A 20,520-nucleotide genomic window follows, 5' to 3' on the forward strand; every position below is an offset into this window, starting at 1 on the left:
AGAATAAAGCTGTTCTATCAATGGCAAATTAGCTGTCTACATTATCATAAAAATATACCAGATCAGTACTCCCCCTATAACTCTTAATGAGATCAGAACTATGTATATCCACATAACAACTTTTGCAAAAACATATTTGGGACTTTTAACCCTTGCCACAATCATAAGAATAAAACCTGCTATTCCACAAAGACCTCCCAGCGCAGGAACTCCCAAAATCCAAGCCGGTGACAAGTTCTGAATAATAAAAAAATAAAAATATACCCAGAAATGTGAAATCAATAATCCGGCAAGAGATAAAAAGCACAGTGTGCGGCTTGTATCCTTGTTTTTGTCCAAAGAAGCGTCCACCGTGCCGGCCGTATTGGGAATCGCAGTGTTATATCCCGTATATCCTGCCACTTTCTGCTGTGCCATAAGGCGCTGCATTTCGAGCATATGTTCCTGATCAGCAATTTGCTTTTCTGTCAAAGGATCCAGAACAATACTGTTCTCATCATATTGCTTTTGAATAGGTTCGCCCGTTATCGGATCATGAAGCACCAGTGAATCCGGCAAGGCATTTTCATTTATTCCTGTATCCATTATTCCCCATCTCTTTCACGTTTTTCCTGCTCCCTCTGAGCTTTTGAATAACTGCATCCACAAAAATCCTGTCTGTAAAGATCAAATTTATGAGACAACTCAATTGAACGCTTGTATCCGTTCTTCTTTTTAAAATCCGATGGTAAAAATCTGCTTCCGTTTTTTTGTGCCGCTTTTTCGCCCACTTCATTTAAAACATCCGCATTTTTCAAAGGACTGATCGTGAGCGTGGTAGTAAAATAGTCAAAGCCTTTTTCTTTTGCAATCCTTGCCGTTTCATCAAGTCGCAGTTCAAAGCACTTTCGGCATCTTTCACCGCCCTCTTTTAAATGCTCCATGCCTTTGGTAACTTCAAAAAAAGCTTTTGGATCATAAAAGCCTTCCAGAATTTCAATCTTTCGGGCTTTATCGTCTGAATTCATCCCGTCAAAGTCCTTTTCCTCGACCTGTCTGTTATATTCAGCTATAAGTCTCTTTTCCTCAATAACGCGCTTGGAGTACTCACTCTCAGAAGTAATATTGGGATTATAGAAAAAAACAGTTATATCAAAAAACTCCCTTAAATACTCAAGGCAATATGAAGAACAGGGTGCACAGCAGGCATGTAATAAGAGCTTTGGATATTCATCATTTTTTTGAAAATCCTCTATTTTTTCTTCGAGTTCTTTTGAATAATTTCTTTTGTTCATTCCTTAAAAGCCCAATTTATCTATTATTTCTCTGGTAATTTCCATTGGAGTCTTACCATCTGTATCAATTATCATATCAGCAACATCTTCATATAATGATGCACGCATTTCAAGAAGCTCCTCAATCTTTGCGAGAGGATCCTCAGTTTTTAAGAGAGGTCTTTTATCATCATCTTTTACTCTCTCAAAAATTGTTTCAGGTTTTGCCCTTAAGTATACAACCTTTCCGATTTTTCTTAAAAGCTCTCTGTTTTCCTCTTTGACAGGTATTCCGCCTCCAAGAGAAATAACAAACTCTCTCCAGTGATCAGAATCTATAGCCTTCAAAAGGTCAGTTTCCATTTCTCTAAATGAAGTCTCGCCATCTGTCTCAAAGATCTCATTTATAGTTCTTCCTTCAGTGTCTTCAATGACTTCATCTGTATCAATGAGTTCCAGCATCAGTTCTTCTGATAAAAGTTCTGAAACTGTACTCTTGCCACTCCCCATAAAGCCCTCAAGTACAATGTTAGAAGCTCCAACCACTTCAAGCATCATAGATCTGTAGATTTCATCCGCCTGTTCTTTTGTTACCTTAATACCTTTGTCCTGATTCCAGAGTTCATAGGCATCAATTCCCTGATAGAGAAGCATTTTAAGTCCTGAAAATATCCTGGCGCCTGCATTAGCTGCAAGTTTCAAAAACTTCGTCTGAAGCGGCCTGTACACAAGATCCATTGCGGAAGATACTTTTTTATAAAACTCTTCATCCTCTATTACAGCGCTGTTAACGTCAGGAAAAAGCCCTACCGAAGTACACTGTATTGCAATAAAGCAATCTTCTGCTTCCAAAACCTGCCGGTAATCCTCAAGACGCATAGGTACAACTTTTTTGTCACTATAATCTTTTACTTCATCATCCTTTTGGCCCGATGCTGCACACATCTTTTGGCAATCCTTTGCACTCATGCCATCATCAGCGCATTTTTCATCACCCTCAAAATTTAAAAGGGCCAAATTCACTTCGTCTGCCACGTCTACAGCCTTTTCAAAGGTCCTGTTCAGGACATAGACTTTTTTGGCACCTTTATTGGCACACAAAAAGGCTGTAGGTCTTGCAACACCTCCAGCTCCAAGGATAACTACCGTTTGCTCTTTTAGCTCTATCCCTTCATCCTTCATAGCATGATAGAGGCCTGTCATGTCCGTATTATATCCCTTGAAGCCACCATTTTCCGTTCTTACCAGTGTATTGACAGCACCAATAGCCTTTGCCAGAGGATCTACATCTTCAAGGAAAGGAATAACTGCCGTTTTATAAGGAATTGTGACATTCATCCCATGAATATCAAGGGCCAAAGCTCCGTTTATAGCGCTCTTAAGTTCTTTTTCCTTAACTTCAAAGGGAACATACACCATGTTTATCCCTGTCATTGAAGCAAGTGAATTATGTATCAGCGGTGACATTGTATGTTTTACAGGATTACCAATGAGTCCGCATGTTCTTGTATATCCATCTGTATAGTTCATAATTCTCACCCCGCGCTGTTATCTTATTCAGTAAATTTTACCTTCAAATCACTTGTAACGCAAGGGAGTCCCATCCCCATTCCGATGACTTTTTTGCCACACAAAAAGAAGCTGTGAAAAAATGAGAAATCATTTTTTCCAGCTCCCTTTAATAGTCAAAATATATCAATTAAGTTTAATAACAAGTCCGTCTCCTGTGTCTGTAATAACATTGGCAGCCTTGCCGGTCATATCCTTGTTTCCTACAAAATACTGGTATTCATGAAGGATATGATCCTTTTTCATTCCTGAAATTGCCTGTTTCATATCATTTGATGCAATTCCATCTACACCGAAGAGATCAACAGAAATGCCATCGAATACTCCCAAAGAAATAGCTACATTTTCAATAGAAGCATTATCCCTCTTTGGAACCTCAACAGTAAGATCCATCTTTTTAGATTCTTGCTTGTTGGAGTTTTCACGATCTACACTTGTATCCTGAGATTCTTGTATGGGGGCAGGGGCAATCTGCGAGTTCTTATCACTTGCGGATGGGATATTATATGCATTATAACCTGAAAGGCCACTATTTAATCTATTTAATGCCATAACGTCCTGCCTCCTTTCCTGCAATCATTCCCACAATAACTTTCCATAAAGAATATCGGATACTTTGAAAAATCTCTTAATACCATTATATGAGAATAATGTGCAATTTTAGGCGGTCAGAACGTTATTTAAGATTAATTTAATTCTTTTAATAATTTATAAATAAATTGCCGTTTTTACTGTCGTATTCCTGCAGCTTTAAGAAGCTGAACAGTGTATTCATCCTGAGGATTCTTATAAACATCGCGTGTTTTTCCATATTCCACGACTTTTCCGGATTTCATGATCATCACGTGATCACTAATCTGATAAACGACTCTAAGATCGTGGGAAATAAATATAATTGAAATTCCAAGCCTCTTGTGAAGGTTCTGCAGAAGCTCCATAATCTGCGCCTGAATCGTGACATCAAGCGCTGATACAGGCTCATCTGCAATCAATAACCGCGGTGATTTCATAAGTGCTATGCCAATACATATTCTCTGTCTTTGTCCCCCTGACAATTGAGAAGGATATCGGTCAAGCATCTCCAGAGGAAGTTCTATCTCCCCCATAATTTCTTCTACTCTCTTTTTTCGCTCCTGACTTGTCCACTTGCGCTTTTTATCTACTTTCAGTGGTTCTTCCAAAAGCCATCCAATCTTTTTGGCAGGATTAAGCGAACTATATGGGTCTTGAAAAACCATCTGTGGTTCGTCATATTTCTGCCACAAAGTACCGGTGTAATCCTTGTTAATACCTACTATTGCTCTCGCAAGGGTCGATTTTCCACAGCCACTCTCTCCGGCTATAGCAAGAACCTCACCCTCTTCCATCTCAAAACTGACATCATAAAGGGTATGAATTTTTTTAGTCCCTGAAAAGAACTTTCTTTTTCTGTTTTTATAATATACATTAAGGTTCTCTACCTTAAGTACCTTTGATTCTTCCATATTCTCAGACCTTTCAATCTCCAAGATCAATTTTGGGTATGGCAGCTATGAGCTTTTTAGTATATGGATCCCTCGGGTTTCTAAATACATTTTCTGTATTTCCTGTTTCCACGATCACGCCCTTCTGCATAACAATAACTCGCTGACAAAGCTGTCTGACAAGACTAAGATCATGGGAAATAAAAATAATCGATGTTCCCATTTCTCTGTTAAGCTTTTTAAGGAGCTCTACAATCTGAGCCTGCACAGTGACATCCAGCGCTGTAGTCGGCTCATCAGCAATCAGGATCTGCGGATTGCCTATCATTGCAGCTGCGATCATAACTCTCTGTCTCATTCCGCCTGAGAGTTCATGAGGATACATATTGTAAACCTCGCTTGCATTTTCCAGTCCAACAGATTCAAGCATCGCAATAGCTCTCTTTTTCCTATCTGTCTTACTTATCTCGGGATGATGGATAAAAAGAGGTTCTTCCACCTGCCAACCGATTTTTTTAACCGGATTGAGAGAAGTCATCGGCTCCTGGAAAATGATCGAAATCTCATCGCCCTGATAGGTCCTTAGCTTATTTCTGTTACAGGTAAGAAGATTGTCGCCGTTAAACATTATCTTTCCTGTTTTTTCCATGGAATGCCTGTTCAAAAGACCTGCAATTGCCAGGGCACTCATGCTTTTTCCTGAACCTGACTCACCTACAATGCCCACAATTTCCCCTTTGCCAAGCATCAGATCAAAGTCCTCTACTACAGTTTCAGGAAGCTCATGATCATGAAATTCTATATGAAGATCTGTTACATCCAGTATTATTTCCATCTTCTGATACCTTCTCCCAAAAAGGAAAATCCTAAAACCATAAGTACTATTACAATTCCCGGGCATAAGCATATGCTGGGCACTGTAAACATGTACTGCTGCGCATCTGAAAGCATTTTACCAAGGCTTGCAAAAGGAGGCTGTGAACCTACCCCAAGGTAGCTAAGACCAGCTTCGGCAAGAACTGCATTGTTAAATCCAATAAGGATTGAAGAAGCTAAAACATTTTTAATATTAGGAAGTATGTGAACAAATATCATTCTGATATCTGACACTCCCTGAAGCTTGGCACTCTCTATGTAGTCCATGCTCTTTACTCTTAAGACCTCGCCTCTTACTATCCTCGCAAAGCTGGGAACAAAGGCAATTCCAAGTGATAAAAGAAGCTGTGACCATCCGGTTCCAAATACACTGACAATAACAAGTGCCAAAAGAATACTTGGGAAGGCAAAAAGAGCATCTATAACTCTCATTACAACTTCATCAAAGGCTCCTCCGTAGTATCCTGTAAGTGCGCCTATTATGGTTCCCACACCTGCACCTATCAAAACGGTTCCAATCGCTATAAGAAGCGTGATCCTGCTTCCATACATAACTCTGCTGAACACATCACGTCCCATGTTATCAGTTCCCATAAGGTGCTTAAAAGAAATGCCCTGAAGCTTTTCTGTTGCACTCATCTTGGTAGGTTCATAGGGCATCCAGAATATTCCCACTACTACAAGGAGTACTATTAACCCTGTTATTATTAATCCCGCTATCATGTAGGGATTTTTTTTCAGCTTTTTTAAGAAATCCTTCATCACTCTGCTATCTCAATTCTTGGATCGATTATTCTGTAAATTATATCTACGAAAAGATTTATCACGATAACTATGGCTGAAATTCCCATAATGATCGCCTGTACAACGGGATAATCCCTGTTGCTGATACTCGCCAGCAAAATCCTGCTGATTCCGGGAATGCTAAATACCTGTTCAATAACGATACTGCCTGCCACCATGTCTGCAAGAAGCATTCCAAGGAATGTGATAACCGGTATCATGGCATTTTTAAGTACATGCCTGTAAAGCACACCACTTGTATTATTTCCTCTGCTATAGGCCGTTCTCGTGTAATCTTTTTCAGCCTCATCAAGAAGGCTCGACCTAAGCATCTTAACTGTCATTGCAATCTTAGGAAGTGCGATGGCAACTGAAGGGAAGATCAGATACCTGATAAATTTAGACATATCTTCTGTATAAGATACGAATCCTCCCGGAGTAAACAGCTTAAAGATCATTCCAAATATGAAAGTGATCAGGATTCCGGAAAAGAAAGGCGGAATCGCCATAATTATCTGATTAGTTATGGTGATTGTCTTGTCCAGAAGACCGTTTTCATGTTTAGCTGTTGCGATTCCAAGAGGAATTGAAACCAAAATCGTAAGCAGAAATGACATAACAGCCATTGTCAGAGTAATCGGGATCTTATCAATGATCATGCCCGCAACCGGAACATTGTAGTTATAGGAAGTTCCCATATCTCCATGAAGAAAAGAGGTAAACCATCTGACATATCTTACCAGAAGCGGATCATTAAGTCCCATCTGTTGTCTCGTCTGTTCAATCAGCTCCTGTGAAGCTTCTGTTCCAAGTTTTCTTAGTGCCGGATCACCGGGGATAACGTTAAAAGCGAGGAATACGCACAACGAAACCACCACCAAAGTCACAATCGTAGAAAAAAACTTTTTGATGATATATTTCATATCGCATTCCTCGCTATATCTTACTTTTCTTTACTGTGCAGGTCTGATCTTAGCTATATCCTGTACATAAAGAGGATAAAATTCATATCCTGTAAATTTCTTATTTAGAGCAACGAACTCAGGAAGATCCTGAATATATACATTAGCTGCTTCTTCTGAAAGGATCTTAAGGCACTCTTTATAGTACTTGGTCTTTTCAGCATCATCAGAAGTTGCTACTGCATTTGCATAAGCTGCATCATATGCATCGCTCTTGAAGTTGAACATGTTCTTGCTTGAATCTGAGCAATATCTTGCAAGAAGAGCTGAAGCAGAAAGAGTAGAAGCATCAAAGCCTACAACTGTTGCCTCATAGTTCTTGTCAGAATAAACATCACTGAGCCATGTATTCCATTCAACTTCCTGAATATTGGCTGTAACACCAATAGCCTTAAGTTCCTCTGCAATAACCTGTGCAGTATCAACGTGCTGCGCATAGTTTGATGGAACTGTAATTGTAAATGTAAATCCATCAGGGTAACCAGCCTCAGCCAAAAGAGCTTTCGCTTTCTCTACATCCTGATTATAAGTGTCATTAAGAGCCGGATCATAGTACTTTGTAAATGAAGGATACATTGCACTACCAATCTCTGTTCCGGCGCCATCAGAAACAAAATCCATAATCTCCTGAGGGCTTATTGCATAGCACAGAGCCTGTCTTACCTTAACATCATCAAAAGGCTTTACTGCGTTGTTAAGGTACATGGCCTGAACCAGGTTCATTGTGCCTTCGTAAATATCAAACTTATCTGAAAGCTGAGCTACCTGAGCGCTTGTAAGACGGGCAACCATATCAAGTGATCCGCCTTCAAGATCGAGTACGATCGCATCTGAGTTAGCCTCAACTTTAAATACTACATCCTTAATGTATGCCTTATCACCCCAATAGTCATCAAATCTTGTAACGATGAAGTTCTCCTGTGGTGAGCTTGAAACATACTTGTAAGGGCCTGTACCAATTGGATTAGTAGCAGGATCTGTATTGCTCTCTGGGATGATAGCCACTGTAAGAAGTGGTAAAAACTCAGAATTTGGAGTAGTAAGAACAATCTCCACATGGCTGTCATCAATAATATTTACACTTTCAATATTGGAAAATGAAGAAACAAGCGGTTCGCTTCCATCAGCGCCCCTGTTGCGGTCGATAGAATACTTAATATCCTCCACTGTAACCAGACTTCCATCATGGAACTTAATTCCATCGCGAAGTGTAAATGTGTAAACCTTGTTGTCATCAGATATGTTAACTTCACTTGCTACAGCCGGGATAAGATTACCGCTAGCGTCAGGCTTTACAAGGCCTTCAAAGACGTTAAATAATACCTCTTTGATTCCAGCCCCCGTTGCGTAATGAGGGTCAAGATCGCTTATATCCTGAGGTATACCTACGATAAGCTTAGAAAGATCATCTGCAACCGCTTCAGACGCTGTATCAGCTGTGCCAGTCACTGTTTCAGTGCTCGCCCCTGCGCTCTGGTCTAAAGAAGCAGATTCCCCTGCCTTGTCACTTGAGCATCCACTCAATGCAACAGTCAGTGTTGTTAACACGATCATCAGAAGTGATGATACTCCCTTTCTCATAACATCTCCTCTAATCATGCTAAAATCTTCCTCCTATGAAATTGTTTTATTCGCACACAATACCATTAAATTAAATTCAGCCAGCAAAAATTACATTTTCACCGAGCGCATAAAAAAATTTACATGGGTATTGCGCAGCAATATCTATGTAAATATAAAGCCTCGACAACTTATTGTCAAGGCTATTACTATCACTTTTTGCTTATTCTTTTTTCAATAGTGGTGTGTTTTTATCTGTACTGTCTGTTATTGTTCCTTCCGCTTCCTTTTTGAGGACTGACTTAAGCTCATCCATGAAGGTGTTCACATCTTTAAATTCTCTGTAAACAGATGCAAATCTGACATATGCAACAGGATCAAGATTCTTCATCTTGTCCATTACTATCTCACCTATAGCTCTGCTGGGGATTTCCTTCTGCTCCATGTTGAAAATTTCTGTTTCAACTGCATCTACTATTTTAGTAATCTGCTCGGCGCTCACAGGTCTCTTGTGACACGCTCTGAAAACTCCAGCCTCTATCTTGGCTCTGTCATATGGTTCTCTCACATCGCCCTTCTTTATAACAATGAGAGGTATAGTCTCAACTTTTTCATATGTAGTAAAACGCTTGCTACAGGAATCACAAACCCTTCTTCTTCTGATTGATGTATTATCATCAGCCGGTCTGGAATCAATTACTCTGGTATCATCTTTCCCACAGAATGGGCACTTCATAACATTTCCTCCATTTTCCTATTTGACATGTCTACTACATATTGGTAAAAAAACAAACAGCCACACAAATTATTGTAGCATTATTCAAGCAAAAATAAAAGCCTTTTGCATAATCTGCAAAAGGCTTTTTAATACAATTTCGTTAATTATTACTTTCTCTGTAAGAAATCAGGAATTTTAAGTGACTTAGGCTCTACTGTGCTCTTGATATCTGTAGGTCTGTTGATACCAAGACTTGGTTTAGGAGCTGTAGCACTATTCTCACGAGAAATACCAATTGTTTCTACTGAAGGCTGTACAGGAGTAACTACTGAAGATGGTGTAACAGGTGTAGCATATGCTGCATTAACTGCAGGCTGTGGAATCGAAGCTGTTGTTACAGTTGCAGCCTGTTGAGCAGGTCTTGCTGCAGCTTGTCTTGCTGTTGCAATTTTATCATCAATTCCTGTTGCAATAACTGTAACTGTGCATGTATCAGTCTTGTTTTCATCATACATTGCACCAAATATTACATTTACATCATCACCGGCAAGGCCACGAACATAGTCAGAAGCTTCCTGTGCATCTGTAAGGCTGATATCACCTGAAATATTGATGATAACATCTGTAGCCCCGTTAACCTTTGTCTCAAGAAGTGGACTCTCAACCGCCATCTTAACAGCATCTGCTGCCTTATCATCACCCTTACCGGTACCAATACCAATATGAGCAATGCCTTTATCCTTCATAACAGTCTGTACATCTGCAAAGTCAAGATTGATAACTGCAGGTACATTGATAAGATCAGTAACACCCTGAACTGCCTGCTGAAGTACTTCATCAGCTTTCTTAAGGGCATCAGGCATAGTTGTACGTCTGTCAACAATCTGAAGAAGTTTATCGTTAGGGATAACAATAAGTGTATCTACATTAGTCCTTATATTAGATATTCCGAGCATAGCATTCTGCATACGAACACGAGCCTCGAAACTGAAAGGTTTTGTAACCACACCAACTGTAAGAATACCCATCTCTTTGGCAAGTTTTGCAACAACTGGAGCCGCACCTGTTCCTGTTCCGCCACCCATTCCACAAGTAACGAATACCATATCAGCTCCCTTAAGTGCAGCAGAAATCTCTTCTGCGCTCTCCTCAGCAGCTTTTTGGCCAATCTCAGGCTTTGCACCGGCACCAAGACCCTTTGTAAGCTTCTCACCAATCTGTAAAAGCTTAGGGGCTTTGCATAACTGAAGTGCCTGTTTATCTGTATTTATACCGATAAATTCAACACCGGTAATATTTTCGTCTACCATTCTATTTACAGCATTATTACCTGCACCGCCGACCCCAACGACAATTATCTTGCAGGCATTTTCTGCTTCGTTTGACTTTATCTCCAGCAAAACAACTCCTCCTTCATAATCCATAGACTCCTAATAGGTATGATACGATTTTTTCGTCCAATTATCAACCTGTTTTTTTCTTATAAATTTACGTTTTTGTACAATAATTTACTGCTTTTTTTCTTGAAAAGTCACATTTTTGGTATCTTCATCATAGTCTTTCATTTCAAGCAGCCCTGTTTTTCCTTCCAGTTTAGGTAAAATATACTGAAGTTGTATTATTTTTTCATCAATATAGTCTTTTGTTCCTATACTTACTTCAATTCCATCAAAATAAAGGTAAAGATTATACTCGCTATCAAAAAAAATCTTGTTTGCCTTCAGGTCATACTTCGACAAAAGCTGTGTGATATCAAGGATTTCTTCAAAAACCTCCTCATTATCTATTGGCAATTTCTCATAAAGGACTATATAAGAAAAACTAAGTCCCAGAACCTCCGGCACATCATCGCTAGCCTCCATTGAGCTTTCTACCACTATTCCATCCCTGTCAAAATAGATGTAATGTCCAAGATACGAAATATAACCAGCTACTGCTTTTTCATAAACATTTATTCTTACAGTATCGGGTGAGACTATCTCAACACTCATTTTCTCAACAAAAGGAATATCTTCTATAGATTTATTCCTGTATTTAAGCGAAAGATACAAAGAATTATGGCAGAATCTGTCTGTCATGACCATATCAATCACTTCTTCATTGGTATAGTGTGTATTTCCCGTAACATAAACGTTTGTAATGGTATAATTATCCCTAATATAAGTAAATGCCAAAAGTCCAACAATGAATACTGAAAAAACTATTCCGATTATAATATAAAGACTCCTGTTATATCTTAAGGAGTCTCCGATTCTTTCAAAAAAACTTCTGATATCTACATTATTCTTTTTTCTTGACTTTGGTTTTCTACGCTTTCTTTTTGCCATCTATATCATCTTCCTATATTTCTGGCCACATTAAGCGCCATACCGATTTCAGCCAGCTGAACAATAACTGCAGATCCGCCATAGCTAATAAATGGAAGCGTTATTCCCGTATTAGGGATGGTATTAGTTACAACCGCAATGTTAAGGACAACCTGAATAGCAATATGTCCCATTACGCCGATGACAAGAAGTGCTCCAAACATATCAGGTGCATTATTAGCTATAACCATTAATCTCCAGATAAGAAGAAGGAACATAAGCATTACAGCAATAGCGCCAAAAAGCCCTAATTCTTCACAAATAATGGAGAAAATCATATCGTTCTGTGCCTCAGGGATAAAACCCATCTTCTGCATGCTTTCTCCAAGTCCTTTACCAAAAATGCCACCTGACCCAATGGCGTAAAGAGCCTGAATAGTTTGGAATCCCTTGCCACTTGCATAAGCAGCAGGATCCAGCCACACAAGGATTCTTTTGAATCTGTAGTTCATTCCGCTTGAATCTGCAGAATTAGCAACTATTAGAACAATTACAGTTGCCAGCGCCAAAACAGAAAGGGCTGCGATAACATATCTCTTATATCCCGGAGTAGACACAAAAAGCATGACTACTGCAATACCCATGATAATGATCGCTGAACTAAGGTTCTTGGTGATTCCATAGACCAAAAGTGAAAGAAAAGCCGGAAACGCCAGCATAGTCCCAAATCCTTTTGGATCAAGCAATTTCTTTTTAAGCGAAATAACAAGTGTTGCAGAAAAAACAATTACGGCAAATTTAGCAACCTCAGCAGGCTGAATTGATATACCTGCAATATAGATCCATCTTTTTGCACCGTTTATAGTTTTTCCAAAAGGAACAAGAAGAAGCAGCAGTCCAGTTGCAATCAAATAAATCGGAAACGCAACCTTCCTCAAGATCCTGTAAGGAAAATAGGACATAAAAATCATAGCTCCAAGTCCAATCAAAGTTGGTCCAAGCTGATGTTTGAAATAATAGGCTGAATCTCCATAGTCCAAATTAGCTTCGTAAGAGCTTGTCGAATAAAGCATAACAAGACCAAACGCCAGCAAAAACAGAACTATGAAAACCAGGCTATAATCAATATATGATTCAACTTTTGGCTTTCTAAGTGTTTTGACTTTCTCCACTTTAATCCCTCATAACATACAAAATACCGTTAAAAAGCACATTAAAGTGCATTTACGTATTCCTTGAATTTCTTTCCCCTGGTCTCATAATTTGGGAACATATCCCAGCTTGCACATGCAGGTGACAAAAGAACTGCATCGCCCTCATTGGCACTTTCTGTGCAGAACTTAAGTGCTTCTTCAAAACTATCCTTAAAGCAGTAATCAGTAAATCCGTGTTTTTTAGCGCACTCCGCGATTTTTTCTTTGGTCTGGCCTATAAGTACCAAAAGTTTTACCTTACCGCCAAAGTTTTCAATCCACTCATCGTATTCACTACCTTTATCATAGCCACCACCGATGAGGATTGTTGGTCTATTCATGGCTCTTATGCCCTGAATAGCCGCATCAGGATTGGTTCCCTTGGAATCATTATAATAATCAACGCCTTTCTTGGTGGCAACAAATTCAATTCTATGCTCTACTGCCTTGAAATTGCGAACCACATTAAGAATTGTTGCAAGCGGTACGCCCATAGAAAGAGATATTGCTATGGCTGCCATAACATTTTCCACATTGCAAAGACCAACCAGATTCATATCATGAATGTCCATGATTCTGGTTGCATTTCCTGCTGTGCTCATAAAAATCTCATTGCCATCAAGGAAAAATCCATCAGACAACCTTTCTTTTGTTGAGAAAAAGATTACCTTTGCCGGACATCTGTTTCCAAAATCTCTTGTATATTCATTATCGTAATTAAGAACACAAGTATCGTCCTTTGTCTGTCTGTTTGTGACATTTTCTTTCATGGAAGCATAGCATTCCATTGTATGATGTCTGTTGAGATGATCAGGTGTAATATTAAGGATTGCTGATACGTTTGCATGGAAATTATCCACAGCCTCCAGCTGAAAAGAGCTGATCTCGCCTGTAGTAACAGAGTCATCAGTCATTTTAAGCGCATTCTCAGCATAGGACACTCCTATATTTCCAACTACATATGTATCCGCAAAATGAGCTTTCATTATGTCGCCCACAAGAGTTGTAGTTGTTGTCTTACCATTTGTACCTGTTATCGCAACAAGCTTACCTTTTGAAAAATTATAAGCAAGCTCAATCTCGCTCCAAATAGGTATATTTTTCTCTTTAATCCTCATCACTGTAGGTGCATCAAGAGGTACTGCCGGACTTGGAACTGTCAGAGAAAGTTCATCCAATACACTATCTTCGATATTTCCGATAATAATCTGTGTAGTATCCCTATCCTCTTCATGAAGCTTTTTTCTAATATCTTCTTCAGTTACCTTTGTGTTTTCTTCCAATAGGATTGGCACTGCACCAACCTGATGAAGAAGCCTTACAGATCCAACACCTGAAAGACCCGAACCGATTACCAGTACTTTTTTCCCAATAATATCTGTTGCTTTCATTTTACTTTCCTTCGCATATCATAAGTTTTTTTACAAACCGGCATAAGCAATAAGACACATAAGAATTGTTACTGTAGTAAACACATTCACAACCTTTGTCTCAGACCAGCCGCCTTTTTCATAATGGTGATGAATAGGAGCCATTCTGAATATCCTTTTGCCGTGTGTTATTTTAAAATATGAAACCTGCATAATGACTGAAACAACTTCGATAGCGTAAATAAAGCCAACTATCACTATAAAAACAGGCATATGCATAACGTACGCTACTCCGGTAACAAATCCTCCAATAGCAAGAGAACCTGTATCTCCCATCATTACCTTTCCGGGGTATACGTTATAAACAAGATATCCCAAAAGAGCTCCAAGCATAGCTGATGACATAACCTCTGCACCTGTAGCGCCAGTTACCATTCCGGCTACTGCAAAAAATGCAGCTACAACCGCAGTCACAGATGCACATAGGCCATCCACTCCATCTGTAAAGTTTGTTCCGTTTGCTGTTCCAAGTGCAATAAAAAACAGAATAGGAATATTCCAAAAGCCAAAATCAAGTATTATATCTGTAAATGGCACCTTCATTGCAAGAGAAAGGTCTGTAAAGTTCTCAACATAGAGAGCAAAAACCACAACAATCACGAGCTGACCAACAATTTTCTGCCAGGCACGAAGTCCGAGATTGTGTTTTTTTACAACTTTGATATAGTCATCAATAAATCCTATTAAGCCAAAACCAAAAGTAAGGATAAGAATTGGAATAACTTCTTTATGTGATGCTCCGTACAAAATTCCTATAATAAAGAAAGGAATTAGAAATATAATTCCTCCCATAGTTGGAGTTCCAGTCTTTTTCTGATGGGATTCAAGCCCCTCTTCACGCTCTGTCTGACCTGCCTTTAGCTTTTTTAAGACACCTATTACTGAAGGTCCAATAATGACTGCTATAATAAACGATACAAGAACAGGTATCAATGCTCTGGTTAAATAGTTTTCCATAATTACATCCTCTAATCTTAATTACTACTGCTTTCCGAAGCGGCCTCAGTCGGTACTCCTTCAAAATCAGGAAGTTCATCTCCACCAATTACGCTTCCGCTATCCGGATCTATAAGATTTCCGTTACTTGGGTCTACATAATAGCCCGTAGCAGGGTCTTTGTCAAATGACTCCCAAATTGAAGTTCTTTCCTTTTCCTCAGATGTTTCAGTTGTCTCCTCCTGGTTTTCACCTGTCTCTTCTGTAACTTCCTCAGGATTTTCTTCTTGCTCCTCCTCTGTTACAGCTGTAGTAACAAGCTGTTCGCGAAGAGTTTCAAGTTCAGTTTTCTCCTTTTCAGAAAGCTCCTCTGTCATAGGATAATTAAGATAAGGAAGCGCCTCTGTAAGAATAGCTCTGACTATTCTGGTTGCAAACTTGGCATCGTCCTGGTAAAGCACATTTGGTCTGTCAACTACAACGTAAATTGCAATGTCAGGATCAGATGCAGGTGCATATCCCATAAAAGAAACGACATACTGATGATTTCCACGGGGAAGAGTCTGCGCTGTTCCTGTCTTACCGCCAATCATATATCCTGCAGGTCTTGCTGTTTTACCTGTACCTTCTTCACCGGCAACAACCTGATTACAGTACTCGATAATTTTATCCGAAGTACTCTGTGATATTGTCTGCCTCAAAATTCTCGGTTCAATATTTTTAATAGTAGCTCCGCTGCTGCTTACTATTTTTTTAACAACATGAGGTTCATAGTAATAACCTCCATTTATCAGTGAGCTGAAAGCCGTTATCATCTCAATCATATCTACGTTAAAACCCTGTCCAAAGGAGTTGGTTGCAAGGTCAGTAGATGTCATATTGGCAGCACTGTAGGTAAGTCCCTCTGTTCTGGCCTCTCCTGCAAGATCTATATTGGTCTTAAGTCCAAAGCCAAAATCTTTTTGGAACTTAGTGAAAGTATTTACACCAATAGCCTGAGAAATATACATCATAGCCACGTTACAAGAAATCTCAATTCCTCTTGAAACTGAAACCGCTCCGTCACCATAGGTATTGTGGCACTTAATCTCCCATCCGCCAACTTCAAGTTTTCCAAGACAGTTATAAACTTCATCTCCTGTTATGGAGCCGCTTTCAAGTCCGGTTGCAACAGTAAAAGGCTTTGCAACAGATCCCGGTTCATAAGTATCAGCAATGCAAAAATTCTTCCACAAAGCATTGTAATTCTGATATAGCTGCTCATCAGTAAAGTTTTGAAGCATCTCCTCAGTAATGTAAACACCTGAATCGTAAACAGATTCGCCCTTTACCTTGTTTCCTTTTTCATCAACTGCCGGCATGCCAATAAGAGCCGCAGTATCTCTGGGATTATTAAGATCAAAATTTGGATAACTTGCCATAGCAAGAACTTCACCGGTATGGATGTCCATGATCACACATCCCACATTGTTAGCGCCATTTCCTTCTCTGGCATTATTTTTGTACTGCTCGTTGAACTCATAGAGATGTTTTTCAACTATTGTCTGGAGATTGCCATCTATAGTTGTAACAATACTATCGCCGTCTGTAGCCGAAATAGTAGTCCTTTCAAGAGTAGAATCATCATCGAGATAACCATATTCTCTTCCGGGAGTTCCGCTAAGAGTGTTGTTATAATACTCCTCAAGTCCATACATACCTGTATTGTCACTTGATGTAAAGCCGATTATGTCACTGGCAAGTGTGCCGTTTGGATATTTACGGATATAGCTTTCTTCAAACCATACGCCCTGTATATTCTCATCATAACTTTCAGATCCAGGAGTTATAAGTTCCTGAAACTCGCTGATTTCTGAATAAGTAAGCTTTTTAGCCAAAACATAGTACTGCGAAGACGGATGTTCTGCAAGGTAATTTCTGATATCCCCTCCATCAAGTCCGAAACATCTTACAAGAGCTTTTAATGTAGGATCAAGATACTTGGAATCCCTTAAAAGAATCTTGGCATCAAGGATAACATTGTATACTTTCTCGCTATAAGCAAGAATAGTATTATTCGCATCCAGTATTTCTCCTCTTCTGAAAGGAATCGTCGTCGAATCATACTGCTGCTGTGAAAGAACTTGCTTTTGATATTCTTCGCCATTATTCTTGGTTATAAGGATAAGTCTGACCCCTAACCCAACGAAAGCCAGTAGTACCAATACAAACAGCACTACCAGCTTTTTTCTCATTCCTATAGTAAACTTCTGCTTATTTTTTTCCTTACGCCTTTTCATCTAAACATAAAATCCTTCCAATTACACCCTTTAAATTATAGTCATATTTTGTTTCAGGGGCAAATACTTTTAGAAGTTATTCATGTGGAACAGGCGCAATCTGGCGTACGTAGTCGTTTCCACCGCCATCAGAATATGTTATGATCTGTCCCTCACTGGCATACGTCATTCCGTATTCCTGAATTGCTATTCTTTTTATCTCATCAAGATCCACATTACCATTAGCTCTGTTATAAGCCTCATCATTGTCTTGTTTTAATGTGTTAAGCTGGCTCTCAAGCTGAGCTACATGTTTAACACTGTTCTTAATCTGTGACTGTAAGTTAATGTACCAGGCAAGTGTTCCAACCATCAGTACCATTGCCATAGACAAAAATACCAGATAGCCAAGGCTCATGTGATGGCGCCTTCTATCTTTCTTTTGAGGCTCCTGCACATGGAAGCGGTCTTTTTTCTCTTTTGGTTGTTCATTAATTCTTTTTACGGTATTTCCGTGAATATATTCATTTGCCATGTTAGCCTCCCTTCTCACTGCTATTACAGTTCAATAATCCCAATTAAACTTTTTCAAATACTCGAAGCTTTGCACTCTGAGAGCGTTTATTCTCAGACAGCTCTTTTTCACTTGGTAAAATCGGTTTTCTTGTTATAACCTTGCCTTTCGATGTCTTACCACATACGCAAACCGGAAAATTAGGAGGACACGTGCAAGGATTTTCATTTCTTCTAAAATTATTCTTGGTTATTCTGTCTTCAAGTGAATGGAAAGTAATAACGCAAAGCCTTCCTCCAGGATTCAGGAAATCTATAAATCCATCCAACGAATTCTGTAAAACATCCAATTCCCTGTTAAGTGCAATTCTGATAGCCTGATAAGTTCTCTTGGAAGGATGACCTCCCTTTTCCCTCATTTTGGCAGGTATAGCCGCCTTAATAATGTCATTAAGTTGTCCTGTTGTCTCTATTGGTGACTTAGCTCTCTCTATGCAGATATGCTTTGCAATATTCTTGGCAAATTTATCTTCGCCAAAGTCTCTTATAATATGGAATAACTCCATTTCAGAATAGTCATTGACAATATCTCTGGCAGTCAACGTCTGCCTCTGGTCCATTCTCATATCAAGAGGAACATCTTCCTTGTAGGTAAAGCCTCTTTCTGCGTTATCAAGTTGATAAGATGAGACACCAAGGTCAAGAAGTATTCCGTCAACTCCTGTAACCCCAAGCGCCTTTAGTCTCTCAACTGCATTTTCATAGTTATCTCTGATGATAGTAACTCTTGATTCATAAGGCTCAAGTCTCTTAGTAGCTGCACGTATAGCATCTTCATCCTGATCTGTGCCATACAAATGCCCTCCAGCTGTCAATTTCTCTGCGATGTGCAGGGAATGACCTGCGCCTCCAAGAGTTCCGTCAAGATATATTCCGTCGGGCTTAATATTCAAATTGTCCAAGCACTCATCAAGTAGTACTGAATAATGTTTGAATTCCATACTTTTTCCTTATTATTTTATTAAGCCATGCACCAGACTCAAAGCACTTCTAAGTTCAGCTTAAATGCTTAAACCGTACTGACTCATCTTAGCTGCAATTTCATTGATGTCATCAAAGGTACTAGCCTTCTCCCATTCTGCCTTACTCCAAATTTCAGCTCTGTTACCAACACCGGCAATAACTGCCTCTTTTTCTATTTTTGCGTGCTGCAGAAGATTTGCTGGTAAAAGGATTCTTCCCTGCTTGTCGACTTCCGCATCAATTGCGCCTGCAATAAAGAATCGTCCAAGCATTCTGGCTTCCGGTTTATCCATAGGCAGAGACTGGAGTTTTTCTTCAAACTGGTTCCATCCCTCTTCTGCGAACACAAAAAGGCATCCGTCAAAGCCCTTGGTAACCACAAATTGATCGCCCAAAAGCTCGCGGAATTTAGCAGGTATTATGAGTCGTCCCTTAGCATCTATGGAATGACTGTATTCGCCTTTAAATGCTGCTCCCACCTATTTTACCACTTTTCTACCACTTTTAACCACTTTATGACACTTTTTACCACCTGAACACATTATAAAACACTTCTTTCATGCTGTCCATTAAAAATCCATGAAAAAAAATGCCCTCCTGAATCATAAATTCAAGAAGACATTTTTTATAGAAAAAATATTTATTCGATTTATTACTTTTTACGCATTCGAAGTCGTTTTACAGCCATAACTGCCACTGAAAAAGTCACAAGACATATAGCAAGCATCTGAGACACCGGAAGTCCTGTAGTGTGCATTATCAACTGATCTGTTCTAAGTCCCTCTATCCAGGATCTTCCAAGACCATAACCACCAAGATACATCAAAACTATCTCGCCATCAAATTTTTTGTGCTTGATATACAAAAGTATAATAATAAGAAGACACAGGTTCCACATACTTTCATAAAGAAATGTCGGACTCACCTGAATATAATTCGTACCTTCCACCATGTGAGCCTTCATAAGCTCAGTTATCTCTCCGCTTCGTACAGCTTCCACCGGAAGCCTCATAGCAAAAAGGTTATCTGTATATTCTCCAAAGGCTTCTCTGTTAGTAAAATTGCCCCATCTCCCCATTACCTGTCCAAGTAAAAGCCCCGGCATAATGGTATCTGTAAGCAAAAAGAAATTAACTTTTTTAACCTTGCAATAAATGAACGCTGTAAGGAACCCGGCAATCACGCCACCATATATGGCAAGACCACCATTTCTGATGTTAAGCACGCTGATAGGATTATCTTTATAATAATCCCAGGCAAAAAACACATAATAAGCTCTAGCGCCAAGAATTGAAAAGATTATTACAAAAGTCGCCACATCCCAGTATGTATCAGGATTCTGACCTGTTGCCCCGGCAATTTTCGAAATAAGGATAAGTGCCAGAAAAAAGCCCAGTCCAATAATCACTCCATACAAAGCAATACTAAAACCAAAAACAGTAAAACTCTTTGGGACATTCTCCAAATAGATATTTAAGTGCGGAAACGCAATATCCATCTTCCCCATTATATCCGGCATAACAGCCTCCCTGTATTTTATTTTTCATCGCAGACTCGTAATCGCTTCGCAATTCCTCTGCTTCACTTCGCATCGCAGACTCGTAATTGCTTCGCAATTCCTCGTTGAGGCGCTGCGCGCCTCATATCAAAGCATGAAAATATGCAGATTCCCATGCA

20 protein-coding genes are annotated in these 20,520 nt (G+C 39.4%); all 20 read right to left on the reverse strand.

Annotated features, from left to right (window positions below):
- Positions 1-36 precede the first annotated feature (36 nt).
- On the reverse strand, positions 37-585 hold the full coding sequence (locus BM146_RS03135) for a hypothetical protein (protein ID WP_074884240.1): 549 nt from the start codon (positions 583-585) through the stop codon (positions 37-39).
- Positions 585-1,274, reverse strand: a complete 690-nt coding sequence (locus tag BM146_RS03140) for an epoxyqueuosine reductase QueH (protein ID WP_074884243.1) — start codon at positions 1,272-1,274, stop codon at positions 585-587. Before BM146_RS03140 ends, BM146_RS03135 begins: the two co-directional genes overlap by 1 nt.
- Before the next feature lie 3 nt (positions 1,275-1,277).
- Positions 1,278-2,783, reverse strand: coding sequence for a shikimate kinase (locus BM146_RS03145; protein WP_074884247.1), 1,506 nt, complete (start codon positions 2,781-2,783; stop codon positions 1,278-1,280).
- 165 nt (positions 2,784-2,948) lie between these two features.
- Positions 2,949-3,374 (reverse strand): hypothetical protein, encoded by a 426-nt coding sequence (locus BM146_RS03150; RefSeq protein WP_074884250.1) that lies wholly within the window; start codon positions 3,372-3,374, stop codon positions 2,949-2,951.
- Positions 3,375-3,550: 176 nt separating this feature from the next.
- A complete protein-coding gene (locus BM146_RS03155; RefSeq protein WP_074884253.1) occupies positions 3,551-4,306 on the reverse strand; it encodes an ABC transporter ATP-binding protein in 756 nt (251 codons plus the stop codon).
- A 13-nt stretch (positions 4,307-4,319) separates the two neighbouring features.
- The gene (locus tag BM146_RS03160) at positions 4,320-5,120 is read right to left on the reverse strand and encodes an ABC transporter ATP-binding protein (protein ID WP_074884256.1); all 801 of its coding nucleotides are present in this window, start codon (positions 5,118-5,120) and stop codon (positions 4,320-4,322) included.
- Positions 5,111-5,923 carry an ABC transporter permease gene (locus BM146_RS03165; RefSeq protein ID WP_074884260.1) on the reverse strand — a complete coding sequence of 271 codons (813 nt, stop codon included), beginning with the start codon at positions 5,921-5,923 and terminating at the stop codon, positions 5,111-5,113. Before BM146_RS03165 ends, BM146_RS03160 begins: the two co-directional genes overlap by 10 nt.
- Positions 5,923-6,867 carry an ABC transporter permease gene (locus BM146_RS03170; RefSeq protein WP_074884263.1) on the reverse strand — a complete coding sequence of 315 codons (945 nt, stop codon included), beginning with the start codon at positions 6,865-6,867 and terminating at the stop codon, positions 5,923-5,925. Before BM146_RS03170 ends, BM146_RS03165 begins: the two co-directional genes overlap by 1 nt.
- Before the next feature lie 30 nt (positions 6,868-6,897).
- Positions 6,898-8,505 (reverse strand): ABC transporter substrate-binding protein, encoded by a 1,608-nt coding sequence (locus tag BM146_RS03175; protein ID WP_022774125.1) that lies wholly within the window; start codon positions 8,503-8,505, stop codon positions 6,898-6,900.
- A gap of 184 nt (positions 8,506-8,689) precedes the next feature.
- Complete coding sequence (nrdR, locus tag BM146_RS03180; RefSeq protein WP_074884266.1) at positions 8,690-9,202, reverse strand: transcriptional regulator NrdR; 513 nt, start codon at positions 9,200-9,202, stop codon at positions 8,690-8,692.
- A gap of 149 nt (positions 9,203-9,351) precedes the next feature.
- A complete protein-coding gene (gene ftsZ / locus BM146_RS03185) occupies positions 9,352-10,584 on the reverse strand; it encodes a cell division protein FtsZ (RefSeq protein ID WP_074884394.1) in 1,233 nt (410 codons plus the stop codon).
- 108 nt (positions 10,585-10,692) lie between these two features.
- On the reverse strand, positions 10,693-11,511 hold the full coding sequence (locus tag BM146_RS03190) for a cell division protein FtsQ/DivIB (RefSeq protein ID WP_083413379.1): 819 nt from the start codon (positions 11,509-11,511) through the stop codon (positions 10,693-10,695).
- Positions 11,512-11,516: 5 nt separating this feature from the next.
- Positions 11,517-12,662, reverse strand: coding sequence for an FtsW/RodA/SpoVE family cell cycle protein (locus BM146_RS03195; RefSeq protein ID WP_074884269.1), 1,146 nt, complete (start codon positions 12,660-12,662; stop codon positions 11,517-11,519).
- Positions 12,663-12,703: 41 nt separating this feature from the next.
- Positions 12,704-14,074, reverse strand: a complete 1,371-nt coding sequence (gene murD / locus BM146_RS03200; protein WP_074884272.1) for a UDP-N-acetylmuramoyl-L-alanine--D-glutamate ligase — start codon at positions 14,072-14,074, stop codon at positions 12,704-12,706.
- Between the two features lie 30 nt (positions 14,075-14,104).
- Positions 14,105-15,070 (reverse strand): phospho-N-acetylmuramoyl-pentapeptide-transferase, encoded by a 966-nt coding sequence (gene mraY, locus BM146_RS03205; RefSeq protein ID WP_074884275.1) that lies wholly within the window; start codon positions 15,068-15,070, stop codon positions 14,105-14,107.
- A gap of 17 nt (positions 15,071-15,087) precedes the next feature.
- Entirely contained in the window at positions 15,088-17,328 is a 2,241-nt protein-coding gene (locus BM146_RS03210) for a penicillin-binding transpeptidase domain-containing protein (RefSeq protein WP_074884277.1), read from the reverse strand.
- 76 nt (positions 17,329-17,404) lie between these two features.
- Positions 17,405-17,842, reverse strand: a complete 438-nt coding sequence (locus BM146_RS03215) for a cell division protein FtsL (protein WP_074884279.1) — start codon at positions 17,840-17,842, stop codon at positions 17,405-17,407.
- Between the two features lie 43 nt (positions 17,843-17,885).
- Positions 17,886-18,821 carry a 16S rRNA (cytosine(1402)-N(4))-methyltransferase RsmH gene (rsmH, locus tag BM146_RS03220; RefSeq protein ID WP_074884283.1) on the reverse strand — a complete coding sequence of 312 codons (936 nt, stop codon included), beginning with the start codon at positions 18,819-18,821 and terminating at the stop codon, positions 17,886-17,888.
- Between the two features lie 60 nt (positions 18,822-18,881).
- Positions 18,882-19,322: a division/cell wall cluster transcriptional repressor MraZ gene (gene mraZ, locus BM146_RS03225; protein ID WP_074884286.1), complete on the reverse strand. Its 441-nt coding sequence runs from the start codon at positions 19,320-19,322 to the stop codon at positions 18,882-18,884.
- Positions 19,323-19,495: 173 nt separating this feature from the next.
- Positions 19,496-20,362, reverse strand: coding sequence for a prolipoprotein diacylglyceryl transferase (gene lgt / locus BM146_RS03230; RefSeq protein ID WP_083413380.1), 867 nt, complete (start codon positions 20,360-20,362; stop codon positions 19,496-19,498).
- Positions 20,363-20,520 lie beyond the last annotated feature (158 nt).

The organism is Butyrivibrio proteoclasticus (assembly GCF_900115735.1).
In the GTDB taxonomy this organism is placed as follows: domain Bacteria; phylum Bacillota; class Clostridia; order Lachnospirales; family Lachnospiraceae; genus Butyrivibrio; species Butyrivibrio proteoclasticus_B.